This window comes from Streptomyces sp. NPDC004629 (assembly GCF_042873595.1).
Lineage (GTDB): Bacteria > Actinomycetota > Actinomycetes > Streptomycetales > Streptomycetaceae > Streptomyces.
In genome coordinates, this window is the sequence record NZ_JBIALO010000021.1 from 1 (window position 1) to 12,273 (window position 12,273).

Below are 12,273 nucleotides of genomic sequence, written 5' to 3' on the forward strand. Positions count from 1 at the left end.
GACATCTGAGCAACTCTAAGGAGACGTAGCTGACACTGTCATCCACACAAAAGACCAGTTCAGCGTGGCTGCCGAGCGTGAAGGATCCAGATAACCGCCTGCTCATCAGTCAGAAACTCCACCGGCACTAGCGGACCGTAGCCAGCCCCGGCACCCGCCCGGCGGCCTTTCCGCGAACCTCAGCGGAGCCCTCAGCCGATGTGCTAGCCGCCCATGATCAATCTCAGCGCCAACCGCTGTACCGATGTTCCCCGAGGCCGTAAACGCTAGCGGGTCCTGTGGCACGGCGCCACAACTTCGATGGCAATTTGCCATGACGGAGGGGGACCAAGGGTGAGAAGCGCGGCAGACTGGCGGAGCCAGGCAGAGAGGAGACAGCATGTCGATGCGAAGTGCACCCACAGAACGCCGACAGCGACTTGGCGCTGAACTGCGCAAACTCCGCGTCGCGGCAGGTGCAAGCACGCAGTACGCGGCTGGCCTGCTGGGCCTGGACCGCGCGAAGATCTCCAACATGGAAGCAGGCACTCGGATCACGAGCCCGGAGCGAGTGCGGACGCTGGCCAGCAACTACGACTGCTCTGACCAGATTTACGTCGACGCCTTGGCGGCCATGGCCAACGAAACGGAACCCGGCTGGTGGGAGCAGTACCGCGGTACCTTGCCGTCTGGACTGCTCGACATCGCCGAGCTTGAGTGGTACCAAACGCCTGCTCACCGGGCAGATCGTCCACCTGCCTGGCCTCTTGCACACCGAGGAGTACGCCCGCGCGGTGTTCAATTCCGGACTGCCGTGCATGTCCCGTTTTGAGGTCGAGTTGCGCGTGAAGCACCGCATGGATCGACAGCAGGTTCTGGATGAGCCGATCTCACTGCCGTACATCGGATACATTCACGAGGCGGCCCTCCGTATGCAGTTCGGTGGACGCAAAGTCACTCAGGCCCAACTCGACCACCTACAGGTCATGTCCGAGCGCGACAACATCACTCTGCGGATCATCCCTGTCAGCTGCGACGGCTTCCCTGGAGCGGGGCACGCCCTCCTGTATGCCGAAGGCCCCGTGCCGCAGCTCGACACAGTCCAGTTGGATTCCACGCACGGCCCCGAGTTCCTCCATGCCGACGCCCAACTCGCCAAATTCCGTGCCCACCTCGACTGGATGGATGCACACTCTCTGAGCCCCGAAGAATCCCGGGAACTCATCCACACTGTCGCCCGCGAACTCTAAGGAGCCCTCATGCCTCTCATTACGTGGGAAACCCCCTACTGCGCCGAAGGCAACAACTGCTTCCGTCTCGGCATCGACGCCGACGGCAACGGCTACATAGCCGTCAACGGCCAAGAAGACCACTACCTCACCGACTCCCTCGAAGCCCTGCGTACCCTCATCACCGACATCAAGGCTGGCAAAGCAGACCACCTGCTGTAGGACCACCAGCGCCCGACGCCGCCAGTCGGTACCGTGTACGGCTGTCAGGTGACGAGGCATCAGGACCGCGGGGGCGCAAGCGTGGCGCAGGCACGGAGAATCGGCGAGCAGGGCCGTTATGAGCTGATCGAGGAGATCGAGTCCGGCGGCATGGGCACGGTCTGGCGCGGTTACGACGCCGTTCTCGACCGGGAGATCGCGGTCAAGCTCATCCGGCCCGACGTCGTCGCATCGCCCACGCAGGCAGAGGAGTTCACCCGCCGCTTCGAGCGCGAGGCGCGCGTCACCGCACGCATCGGCCATCACGGGGTGCCGCAGGTGTTCGACGCGGTGTTGGACGAGGCGTCGTATGACCGGCTGTACCTGGTGATGGAGTACGTGCGCGGGATCTCCCTGCGCAGAGTGCTCACGGGCGCGGAGGACGGAGCGGCAGTGCGGCTCCCGGTGAGCTGGGCCGCGTCGATCGCCGCACAGATCTGCACGGTCCTGTCGTACGCCCACGCCATCCCGGTCGTGCACCGCGATCTGAAGCCGGACAACGTCCTGCTCGCCGGTGACGGGACAGTCAAGGTGCTGGACTTCGGCATCGCGAAGCTACTGCGCACGGACGTCACCCGCCTCACGGCCACCGGCAGCCGGATCGGTACCAGCCGCTACATGCCGCCCGAGCAGATCGACTGCGCGCAGATCACACCGCTGAGCGACCTCTACGCGCTCGGCTGCGTGCTGCACGAACTCCTCGCCGGTGAGACGGTCTTCAGCGGCGACAACGACTACCAGCTCATGCACCAGCACATGGACGTGCCGCCGACGCCGTTGCGCACCCTGCGGCCCGAGGTGCCGGTGGACCTGGAGGCACTGACCCTCGACCTGCTGGCCAAGGCGCCCGAGCAGCGTCCGGCCGACGCGTACGCGGTGTACGAGCGGCTGTCACCGTACCTGCCGCAACCGGGTTCGGCGGCCGACCCCGTGGTCTTCACCGACGGCGGCTCCCCTGCCGCGGTTCCCGACCCGACGGTGATCTACCGGCAGCCGAATGCACCGCTGCGGCGGACCACGGGGCCTGCGCCCTCACCCGAGCCGGTGGCCCCCGTACCGGTCCCGGCGCGCGTCGACACCGCACTGCGGGACGCGATCCGGGAGGCCTACGCCCAGTCCGCGGACCTAGCCGAGATCGGGCGGTTCGCCCAGGCCGCGGACGTCCTCAAGGCGGCGATCGCCACGGCGGCCACCACTCTCGGCGCGCACAACCCCCGGGTGCTCGGCCTGCGGCGGCAGCGCGCGGCGGTCCTCATGGCCGGCGAGGACTTCCGGCGCGCCTTACCGGAGTTCGACGCGCTGGCCACCGTCTACGCCCGTACGACGGGACCGTCCAGCGACAACGCGCTGGAGTGCCGTCGGCATGCCGCCCACTGCCGGGCCAACCTCGGCCAGGCCACCCTTGCCCTGCGGGAGTTCCAGGAAGTCCTGGAGGTCGTGTCCGACACGGCTGGAGACGCCTCCGAGACCGCTCTCGACCTGCGCCGCAGCATCGGCGTCCTCCTCTTCTCCGAGGGCCGCCGCAGCGAGGCCGAGGGTGTCCTCGACGCCCTCCATGAGGACATGTGCGTCCTCCTCGGCGAAGACCACGAAGAGACCCGCGAAATCGCCGACCTCCTCGCCCGGCTGCACCGCCCGCGGGGATCAGGCCCCCATTGATGTCCCACCGGTACCGTCATGCCCCGTCCTCGCCTTCTTCGCTGTGGATGCGCTGTGCCAGATCCCACAGGCTGCGGCCATCCGCGAGGAACCAGTGAGCTGTCCACTGGCCGGTCACCGGCCGATCGTCCCATTCGGCATCCGCCCACATCTCCGAAAGGGCTCCCGGCCCCGTCGGCCGGAACAGGGCTGCGGCCCGTGGCACGAGCAACCCTCGCCTGCTGATCACCGGCAGACTGCCCACCAAGCCGGCCGGGCAACTGGCCACGGCTCGATGGTTGGACACCGCGCTTCGCAGACAGTAATCCACCCCCCAGCCGCTTATGGCAGGATCGAAATCCTCTACGTGGCCGAGGCCGCTGGCGCCCGAAGTGCTCGGCGATCCCCTGCATGAACGGGCCACGATGCAAGGGCGCCCCCGTCTTCGGGCAATCCGTCAGCGGGCGCCCGCCGCGTAGGCCGCCGGAGGTACTCCTACCGTGGCGGTGAAGTCGCGGATCAGGTGGGCCTGGTCCGCGTACCCGAGGTCGGCGGCCAGGGCCGCCCAGTCCACCGCGTGCCCGGTCTCGGCGCGCTCCAGCGCCTCGTGGATGCGGTAGCGCAGGATGACCCACTTCGGTCCGACCCCGACGTACCCGGCGAAGAGCCGTTGCAGCAGCCGTACGGACAGGCCCTCCGTGCGGGCGAAGTCCGTGACGCGGCGGATCGAGCGGTCCGTGCGGATGCGGTCCACCAGGGCCGTCGCGAGGTCGGCCTGCGGATCGGGCCGGGGGCCGAGGGAGAGCAGGAACGCGTCCAGGGCGGCGACGCGTACGTCCTCGTCGTCCGGGCCGAGTACGGCCCGCACGTCGGCGTCCGGCCAGATGCCGGGGAAGCGGACGCGGCGGCCCGTCCACTCGGCCACCGGGCGGTCCGGCGCGAAGGGCCGGAAGCCGCCGGGCCGGAACTGGATCCCGCAGACCCGGCCCCGTCCCTGGAGTTTCTGGGTGAACAGCCCGAGCCCGACGCCGGCGACCTCCGCGAACGGCTCCTGACCGGACAAGCGCTGGAAGACGATGTTCACCGAGGGGTGCGGGACGACGTGCGAGGCGTACGGCCGGCCGAGGTCCCAGTCGATCAGCCAGTAGTGCTCCAGGTACGGGCGCAGCGGTACGGCGGGCTCCCGGCGGCGGAAGTCCACGTGCGCGAAGAGGTCCGCGGCATCGACGATGCCCCGGGTGTCACGGCGTGCGGCGGCCATGCTGCGATCGTAGGACGGGGCACCGACAAGCGGCGGAATAGGGAGTGGCGGCCCACCGTTGGACGGGCATAGTTGAACCGTCAACAACTTGGAGGATGAGCGACCATGCAGTTCGGGATCTTCAGCGTCGGCGACGTCACGGCGGACCCCACTACGGGCCGTACGCCGACCGAGCGCGAGCGCATCAAGGCCATGGTCGCCATCGCGCTGAAGGCCGAGGAGGTCGGCCTTGACGTCTTCGCGACCGGCGAGCACCACAACCCGCCGTTCGTGCCGTCCTCGCCGACCACGATGCTCGGCTACATCGCCGCGCGCACCGAGCGGCTGATCCTGTCCACGTCCACCACCCTGATCACCACCAACGACCCGGTGAAGATCGCGGAGGACTTCGCGATGCTCCAGCACCTGGCCGACGGCCGGGTCGACCTGATGATGGGCCGCGGCAACACCGGACCGGTCTACCCCTGGTTCGGCCAGGACATCCGCGAGGGCATCAACCTGACCATCGAGAACTACGCCCTGCTGCACCGGCTGTGGCGCGAGGACGTGGTGAACTGGGAGGGCAAGTTCCGCTCCTCGCTCCAGGGCTTCACCGCCACACCCCGCCCGCTGGACGGCGTGCCGCCGTTCGTCTGGCACGGCTCCATCCGCTCCCCGGAGATCGCCGAGCAGGCCGCCTACTACGGCGACGGCTTCTTCCACAACAACATCTTCTGGCCGGCCGACCACACCAAGCGGATGGTCGAGCTGTACCGGACCCGGTACGCGCACTACGGGCACGGCACGCCCGAGCAGGCGATCGTCGGGCTCGGCGGCCAGGTGTTCATGCGGAAGAACTCGCAGGACGCGGTGCGCGAGTTCCGCCCCTACTTCGACAACGCGCCGGTCTACGGGCACGGCCCCTCCCTGGAGGACTTCACCGACCAGACCCCGCTGACCGTCGGCTCCCCGCAGCAGGTCATCGAGAAGACGCTGTCCTTCCGCGAGTACGCCGGCGACTACCAGCGCCAGCTGTTCCTGATGGACCACGCCGGACTGCCGCTGAAGACGGTGCTCGAACAGCTCGACCTGCTCGGCGAGGAGGTCGTACCGGTGCTGCGCGAGGAGTTCGCCAAGGGCCGCCCGGCCGACGTGCCCGAAGCCCCCACCCACGCGTCCCTGCTCGCCGCCCAGGAGGTGGCCGTCGCATGAAGCTCGTCGTCGTCTCGGCGGGACTGAGCGTCCCGTCCTCCACCCGGCTGCTCGCCGACCGGCTGGCCGCGGCCACCGGCCGGCACGCCCCGGCCGACGTCCAGGTCGTCGAGGTGCGCGAACTCGCCGTGGAGATCGCGCACAACCTCACCAACGGCTTCCCGGCCCGTGCCCTGTCCGGCGCGCTGGACGCGGTCGCACGGGCGGACGGGCTGATCGTCGTCACCCCGGTGTTCACGGCCTCATACAGCGGCCTGTTCAAGTCCTTCTTCGACGTGCTCGACAAGGACGCGCTGGCCGGCAAGCCGGTGCTGATCGCCGCGACCGGCGGTACGGCCCGGCACTCCCTGGTCCTGGAGCACGCCCTGCGCCCGCTCTTCGCCTACCTCAGGGCGGTGGTCGTACCCACCGCCGTGTACGCCGCCTCGGAGGACTGGGGCGCGCAGGGGCTTGCGGAGCGGATCGACCGGGCGGCGGCGGAGCTGGCCGCGCTGATGACCGGCCTGACGGCGAGCGGCGGGGCCGAGGCGGGTGCCGGGAAGGAGACGGGCGCGGGGAGCGAGGCGGGCGCCGACAGCCGGCCGGCCACCGGGAGCGAGGCGGGCGTCGCGAGGGGCGCGGGCGTCGGGAGCCGGGTGGCGGATGCCGCGGACGCAGCGCGAGTGGTGCCCTTCGAGGAGCAGTTGGCGCGGCTCGGCGCCGCCTGACGGCCGTTCGGCGGCATGTCACGGCCGACGGTGAGAAGACGGTGGGCCCCGGCCTCCGGTTGCGTCCGGGACGGTGAGAGCCAGGTAAAAAGGGTGGTCGTAGGCCCGTTCGACACGGTCGAACCGGCGGTGGCCTTGGCAGACTGGGGGCGTGCCCCAGACTGTGCTGCTCGCCGAAGACGACCGCGCCATCCGTCACGCCCTGGAGCGTGCCCTGACCCTGGAGGGCTATGAGGTGACGGCGGTCGCCGACGGGGTGGAGGCGCTGGCGCACGCCCACCGCACGCCGCCGGACGTCCTCCTCCTCGACGTGATGATGCCGGGCATCGACGGGCTCCAGGTGTGCCGGGTGCTGCGCGCCGAGGGCGACCGCACCCCGATCCTGATGCTCACCGCGCTGGTCGAGACCGCCGACCGGATCGCCGGCCTCGACGCCGGCGCCGACGACTACGTCGTCAAGCCGTTCGACGTCGAGGAGGTCTTCGCCCGGCTGCGCGCCCTGCTGCGCCGCACCACCTCGGTCACCGCGGGCGGCAACGGCGGCGGGAACGGCGGCGGCACCGAACCGGTCCGCGACACCCAGGTCAACGACCGCCAGGTGGAGGCCGCCGGGCTGCGCATGGACCTCCAGGCGCGCCGGGCCTGGCGCGGCAAGCGGGAGCTGGAGCTGACCCGCACCGAGTTCGAGCTGCTGGAGCTGCTGGTCCGCAACGCCGGCATCGTGCTCGACCACTCCACCATCTACGACCGCATCTGGGGCTATGACTTCGGACCCGGTTCCAAGAACCTCGCCGTCTACGTCGGCTACCTGCGCCGCAAGCTCGACGAGCCCGGCGCACCGCAGCTGATCCACACCGTGCGGGGCGTGGGTTACGTGCTGCGGGAGGACTGAGTGGGCCGCCTGCGGCGGCTGCCGGCCGTGCGCAGGCACAAGCTGGTCTCGTTGCGCACCACCTTCGCCCTGTCCTTCGCGGCCGTCACCGCCGCCGTCACGATCCTCGTCGGCATCCTGTCCTACGGTGCCGCGGCCCGGCTGGTCCGGGTGGACCAGCAGTCCGTGTTCACCCAGGTCGTGCAGGATGTGCAGGCCGAGGTGCGGCAGCAGGAGATGGTCCCCGGCGACTTCAGCTCCACCCGGCCCGGACACGACGTGGTACGGCCCAGCCGCACCGACGTCCAAGTACTCGGCGCCCAGGGGCAGATCGCCGACCACGGCAGCCCCGGCCTGCCCGTCACCGCCAAGGACCGGGCGGTCGCCACCGCCAAGGAGGCCGGGAAGACCGTCCAGTACACGGACGTCCGGGTCGGCGAGGACCTGTTCCGGATCGCCACCGTCGCGCTCGGCGACGGACGGGGCGCGGTACAGGTCGCGCAGGAGTTCAGCGACACCGAGGACCTGCTGCGGGCGCTCCAGCAGCGCACGCTGATCCTGATGGCCGCGGTCGTGGTCGCCGCCGGACTGTTCGGCTGGTGGCTGGCCCGCCGCATCACCCGGCGCCTGGTCCTGCTCACCACCGCCGCCGAGGACGTCGCCCGCACCCGCCGGCTGGGCATCGAGGTGCCCGTCGCCGGTCTCGACGAAGTGGGGCGCCTGGGCCGGGCGTTCGACCGCATGCTGGGGCGCCTCGCCCAGTCGGAGGAGGACCAGCGCCGGCTGGTCCAGGACGCGGGCCACGAACTGCGCACCCCGCTCACCTCCCTGCGGACCAACATCTCCCTGCTGCGCCGCATCGACGAGCTGCCGCCCGCCACCCGCGACGAACTCGTCGCCGATCTCACCCAGGAGGCCCGTGAGTTGACCGACCTCGTCAACGAACTCGTCGACCTGGCCGCCGGGCAGTCCGACACCGAGCCGCCGCAGCGGGTCGACCTCGCGGACATCGCCGAGGACGTGGTGGGCCTCGCGCGCCGCCGCACCGGCCGGGACATCGTGCTGCGGGCCGCCGGGGACACCGGCACGCATGGGCGGCCCGCCATGCTCCAGCGCGCGATCTCCAACCTGGTCGAGAACGCCACCAAGTTCGACCGGGACAGCGGATCGCCCATCGAGGTCCGGGTCACCGGCCCGGCGCTTTTGAGGGGCCACGGCCTCGCCCGTGCGGGTGCCGGAACCGCCGGACCGGTCCGCGTCGAGGTCCTCGACCGCGGGCCCGGCATCGCCGACGGCGACCTGATCCGCATCTTCGACCGCTTCTACCGCGCCGCCGACGCCCGCTCCCTGCCCGGCTCCGGTCTCGGCCTGTCCATCGTGCGGGAGGTGGCCATGGCACACGGCGGCGCGCCGTTCGCCCTGCGCCGGGAGGGCGGCGGCTCGGTGATCGGGTTCACGGTGGGCGGGGGGCTCACGGGGGACACACATGACCACACATGACGGACACCTCGTCCGGCCCCGAGCAACACCCAGACGACGGCATCCCGGGACCGGGCGCGCGGATCTTCCGGAATGCGCGGGCGCCTGTTCGGCGCGGCGGCCGTGAATCGGTGACCGCACCGGCCGGTCCCCGGGGTGCGGGACGTACGGCGGGTGGGCGTCGGCGCCGAGGTAAGGGACGCACGGGTGGCCGGGCCGGGTGGGGCACGGTCCGGGCGAGCGCGGGCCCGTGCCGGAGGTGGGGCCTGGTTCACGCGGGGCTGCGGGTGGCTCGGGCCGGGATGGCGGGGCGAGGCGGCCCCGTGGCCGGGTGGCCGTCGGCGCCGGGGTGGGGGACGTACCGGCGGGCGGGGCGGATGGCGTGCGGTTCGGGTGAGCGAGGGGTCCTGCGGGGCGGGGCGGTGGTGGTGTCGTGGGGTTCAGGGGGCTGTGGGCGGGCGTTCGCGGCGGGGTAGGGACGGTCGGGTGAGGAAGCCCTCCGCGCGGGCGCTGGCCAGCCCGATGCGCGGGATGTCGCTGCTCTTGGCGAACAGCAGGAACCGGGGCTCCCACACGGGCCGGTACTTGGCGTTCGCCCGGTACAGGGACTCGATCTGCCACCAGCGCGAGAAGAACGTGAGCACCGACCGCCACAGCCGCAGCACCGGGCCCGCGCCCAGCCGGGAGCCCCGTTCGAAGACGGAACGGAACATCGCGAAGTTCAGCGACACCCGCCGCACACCCAACTCCTCAGCGCACAGCAGCAGTTCCACGACCATGTACTCCATCAGCCCGTTCTCGCACGCCCGGTCCCGGCGCATCAGGTCCAGGGACAGGCCGTGCTCGCCCCAGGGGACGAAACTGAGCAGGGCCCGCGGTTCCCCGGCCGCGTCCCGGCACTCCAGCATCACGCAGCGCCCGTCGGCAAGGTCGCCGAGACGGCCGAGCGCCATCGAGAAGCCGCGCTCGGTGGCGCCGTCGCGCCAGTGGTCGGCGCGGTCGACCAGCAGCGCCATCTCGGACTCGGGGATGTCCGCGTGGCGGCGCACCCGCACCGTGTACCCGGCCCGCCGGACCCGGTTGTGCGCCTGCCGGACGACGCGCATCGCCCGCCCCTCCAGCGTGAAGTCGGCCAGTTCCACGACGGCCTCGTCGCCCAGCTCCAGGGCGTCGAGGCCGTGCCGGGCGTAGACCGTGCCGGCCTCCTCGCTCGCGCCCATCACCGCGGGCGTCCAGGCGTGCCGGCGCGCCTCGGCGAGCCAGGCGTCGATGGCGCCGGGCCAGGCCTCCGGATCGCCGATCGGGTCCCCGGAGGCCAGGCTCACGCCGCCCACCACGCGATAGGTGACGGCCGCCTTGCCGCTCGGGGAGAAGAGGGCCGACTTGTCCCGGCGCAGCGCGAAGTAGCCGAGGGAGTCGCGTTCGCCGTGTCGTTCCAGCAGCGCCCGCAGCCGCTCCTCGTCCCGCGCGCCGAGCAGCGCCTGCCCGCGCGGGGCGCGGAAGCAGGCGTACAGGACGAGCAGGAACGTCGCGGCGATCAGGGTGTTGACGATGACGTCGACCCAGCGGGGCGCGTTCACCGAGTCGATCCGGTCGGCGAGCGGGCCGACGCTGACGCCGCGCAGCAGCGTGTACGCGATCCGGTCCTGGAGGCCCGCTCCGGGCCGGGTGTTGGTCGCGCTCACCAGCAGCGTGCCGAGGGTGCCGCTGACCAGGATGCCGCCCGCGCCGACGGCCAGCGCGAGCCGCGGGTTCGAGCGGTCGCCGACGGCGTCGAACTCGCGCCGGCCGGCCAGCAGCGCGGCCACGAACAGGCCGGTGAGCGCGGCGGAGAGCCAGTTGAACAGGTGCCTGCCGTAGGCGTCGGTGGTGAGCGCGAACGCGTAGAGGCAGCACAGGGGCCCGGCCAGGAGCAGGTTGAAGACCCAGGCCGCGCGCTTGCGGCGGCGCATCACCACCGCGAGGAACAGCGCGAGCGCCGCCGAGACCAGGCCCGCGGTGGCCAGGTACGGCGTGAAGAACTCGCCCGCGTTGTGCTCGTGCACCTCCTCGCGGAACGGCAGCGAGACGACCGCGACGATGTTGAGCACGGCGAGCAGCCGCAGGTACCAGACGGTCGCTCCGGCGGCCCGCGCCCGCAGCCGGGCGGGCACGGCGATCCGGTGGCGGCCCGGCCGAACGGGGAGCGGGGGAGTCAGCGTCGACTGCTGTGCGGACATGGTGACCGGACACCTTGGGGACGGGGGGCGGGGCGCCCTCGACCCTACAGTTCGTAGGGTAAGAGGCGGGTGAGCGGTGCGTCAGAATCCGCCGTACCGCCGCCGTGCGTCTATGTGTCCGTACCGCGGCGCGCCGCCGTCAGATGCCAGGCCAGGTTGCCCACCGCCGCTCCGGCCGCCACCACGGCGACGATCACGCCCGCGGTGGCCAGCCCGTCGCTGAACAGGTGCGGCCGTCGTTCCAGGCTGTGCAGCCCGAAGCCGCACAGCTCGTACACCCCCACGGCGGCGATGGCGAGGCTCACGACGAGCACGGCGACGGTGGGCACAAGACCGCCTGTCGCCCGCACGCCCGCCCCGGGACTCGGTGCCCCCTGTGCGTTCATGTCCGCGTTCATGTCCGCGTTCGTGCCCTGCATCATGCCCCCGTGGAACGAGTCGTACGGCCCTTGGACAGCTGGGAACCTACATCACGTAGGGTCGTTCGGGCCTAGGCTTGGCTCCGTGCGGATCTATCTGAGCGCCGACATGGAAGGCATCACCGGGCTCGTCGACCGCGACGACGTCCAGCCCGGCGGCCGGGACTACGAACGCGGCCGGTCGATGATGGCCGAGGACGTCAACGCCGCCGTACGGGGCGCCCTCGCGGCCGGCGCCACCGACGTCCTGGTCAACGATGCCCACGGCCCCATGCGCAATCTGCTGCCCGAGTCGCTGCACCCGGCGGCCCGGCTGGTCCGGGGCAGGCCGAAGCAGATGGGCATGCTGGAAGGGCTCACCGCCGCGCACGACGCGATGATCTGCGTCGGCTACCACTCCCGGGCGGGCGCCCTCGGCGTACTGAGCCACAGCTTCATGGGACACGAGATCGAGGACATCTGGCTGGACGGCAGCCCCGTGGGCGAGATCGGCCTGGCCCAGGCCACCGCGGCGGCCCTCGGTGTTCCCGTGGCCGTTCTCACCGGGGACGACGCGGCCTGCGCGGAGGCCACGGCGTGGGACGAGCGGATCGCCACGGTCCCCGTGAAGTATGCGCACGACCGCTTCTCGGCGGAACTGCGCCCCGCGGCGGAGGCACGGCAGGCGATCGAGGACACGGTCGCCGCGGCGCTCGCGCCCGCGCCGCCGCGCCCGCCCGCCGCCACGGACGACGTCACCCTCACGGTCCGCTGGCAGTCGTCCTCGGTGGCCGCCACCCTGCCGGGCATCCCCGGAGTCACCACCACCGACAGCCGCACCGTCCAGACCCGTGGCCAACTGCCCGCCCTGTACCGCCAGTTCGGCATCTGGATGCGGGTGGCATCATCCATGACCAACCAACCACCGTACTGCTGAACCGAGTCGCCCGCGGCGCACCGCCAAGGCGAACACACGCCCTGTGAAAGGGATTTCGCGGGGGCAGCCGCGGTCAGGCAGGCGTGGCAGGTGTGGCCCGCCG

At 71.4% G+C, this 12,273-nt stretch carries 11 protein-coding genes and 1 pseudogene; 8 read left to right on the plus strand and 4 right to left on the minus strand.

The genetic code is table 11. The annotated features are described in order from the left end of the window. Positions 1 to 379: 379 nt before the first annotated feature. The 3 genes and pseudogenes from ACFYTE_RS28230 to ACFYTE_RS28240 all read left to right on the plus strand — a co-directional run bounded on the left by ACFYTE_RS28230 (position 380) and on the right by ACFYTE_RS28240 (position 3,128). Positions 380 to 1,229 (plus strand): annotated as a pseudogene (locus ACFYTE_RS28230) (helix-turn-helix domain-containing protein). Positions 1,230 to 1,238: 9 nt separating this feature from the next. After that, entirely contained in the window at positions 1,239 to 1,430 is a 192-nt protein-coding gene (locus tag ACFYTE_RS28235) for a hypothetical protein (RefSeq protein ID WP_388716121.1), read from the plus strand. Between the two features lie 81 nt (positions 1,431 to 1,511). After that, positions 1,512 to 3,128, plus strand: a complete 1,617-nt coding sequence (locus ACFYTE_RS28240; protein ID WP_388716492.1) for a protein kinase — start codon at positions 1,512 to 1,514, stop codon at positions 3,126 to 3,128. Positions 3,129 to 3,144: 16 nt separating this feature from the next. Here the strand turns inward: ACFYTE_RS28240 and ACFYTE_RS28245 are convergent, their stop codons facing one another. Both ACFYTE_RS28245 and ACFYTE_RS28250 read right to left on the minus strand, forming a co-directional pair. After that, positions 3,145 to 3,396: a hypothetical protein gene (locus ACFYTE_RS28245; RefSeq protein WP_388716124.1), complete on the minus strand. Its 252-nt coding sequence runs from the start codon at positions 3,394 to 3,396 to the stop codon at positions 3,145 to 3,147. Positions 3,397 to 3,564: 168 nt separating this feature from the next. Next, positions 3,565 to 4,368 (minus strand): DUF6597 domain-containing transcriptional factor, encoded by an 804-nt coding sequence (locus tag ACFYTE_RS28250; RefSeq protein ID WP_388716127.1) that lies wholly within the window; start codon positions 4,366 to 4,368, stop codon positions 3,565 to 3,567. A 105-nt stretch (positions 4,369 to 4,473) separates the two neighbouring features. Here ACFYTE_RS28250 and ACFYTE_RS28255 point away from each other — a divergent pair, with 105 nt between their 5' ends. The 4 genes from ACFYTE_RS28255 to ACFYTE_RS28270 all read left to right on the plus strand — a co-directional run bounded on the left by ACFYTE_RS28255 (position 4,474) and on the right by ACFYTE_RS28270 (position 8,637). Next, positions 4,474 to 5,559 carry an LLM class flavin-dependent oxidoreductase gene (locus ACFYTE_RS28255; RefSeq protein WP_388716130.1) on the plus strand — a complete coding sequence of 362 codons (1,086 nt, stop codon included), beginning with the start codon at positions 4,474 to 4,476 and terminating at the stop codon, positions 5,557 to 5,559. Next, positions 5,556 to 6,266: an FMN reductase gene (locus ACFYTE_RS28260; RefSeq protein ID WP_388716133.1), complete on the plus strand. Its 711-nt coding sequence runs from the start codon at positions 5,556 to 5,558 to the stop codon at positions 6,264 to 6,266. Before ACFYTE_RS28255 ends, ACFYTE_RS28260 begins: the two co-directional genes overlap by 4 nt. Positions 6,267 to 6,417: 151 nt before the next feature. Beyond that, positions 6,418 to 7,158: a response regulator transcription factor gene (locus tag ACFYTE_RS28265; RefSeq protein ID WP_388716135.1), complete on the plus strand. Its 741-nt coding sequence runs from the start codon at positions 6,418 to 6,420 to the stop codon at positions 7,156 to 7,158. Continuing rightward, a complete protein-coding gene (locus ACFYTE_RS28270; protein ID WP_388716138.1) occupies positions 7,159 to 8,637 on the plus strand; it encodes an ATP-binding protein in 1,479 nt (492 codons plus the stop codon). Positions 8,638 to 9,056: 419 nt separating this feature from the next. Here ACFYTE_RS28270 and ACFYTE_RS28275 read toward each other — a convergent pair whose 3' ends face one another. Together ACFYTE_RS28275 and ACFYTE_RS28280 are read right to left on the minus strand one after the other, a co-directional pair. Beyond that, a complete protein-coding gene (locus ACFYTE_RS28275; RefSeq protein ID WP_388716141.1) occupies positions 9,057 to 10,835 on the minus strand; it encodes a phosphatidylglycerol lysyltransferase domain-containing protein in 1,779 nt (592 codons plus the stop codon). Between the two features lie 110 nt (positions 10,836 to 10,945). Continuing rightward, positions 10,946 to 11,257 (minus strand): hypothetical protein, encoded by a 312-nt coding sequence (locus tag ACFYTE_RS28280; RefSeq protein ID WP_388716144.1) that lies wholly within the window; start codon positions 11,255 to 11,257, stop codon positions 10,946 to 10,948. A gap of 82 nt (positions 11,258 to 11,339) precedes the next feature. Between ACFYTE_RS28280 and ACFYTE_RS28285 the strand changes: the two genes are divergently transcribed. Then, positions 11,340 to 12,170, plus strand: a complete 831-nt coding sequence (locus ACFYTE_RS28285; protein WP_388716147.1) for a M55 family metallopeptidase — start codon at positions 11,340 to 11,342, stop codon at positions 12,168 to 12,170. Positions 12,171 to 12,273: the final 103 nt, after the last annotated feature.

What these genes read in the sequence shown, in the direction of transcription:
- ACFYTE_RS28250 (WP_388716127.1), bottom strand. Translation starts at nt 4,368, where the DNA reads ATGGCCGCCGCACGCCGTGACACCCGGGGCATCGTCGATGCCGCGGAC.
- ACFYTE_RS28235 (WP_388716121.1), top strand. Translation starts at nt 1,239, where the DNA reads ATGCCTCTCATTACGTGGGAAACCCCCTACTGCGCCGAAGGCAACAAC.
- ACFYTE_RS28260 (WP_388716133.1), top strand. Translation starts at nt 5,556, where the DNA reads ATGAAGCTCGTCGTCGTCTCGGCGGGACTGAGCGTCCCGTCCTCCACC.
- ACFYTE_RS28255 (WP_388716130.1), top strand. Translation starts at nt 4,474, where the DNA reads ATGCAGTTCGGGATCTTCAGCGTCGGCGACGTCACGGCGGACCCCACT.
- ACFYTE_RS28275 (WP_388716141.1), bottom strand. Translation starts at nt 10,835, where the DNA reads ATGTCCGCACAGCAGTCGACGCTGACTCCCCCGCTCCCCGTTCGGCCG.
- ACFYTE_RS28280 (WP_388716144.1), bottom strand. Translation starts at nt 11,257, where the DNA reads ATGATGCAGGGCACGAACGCGGACATGAACGCGGACATGAACGCACAG.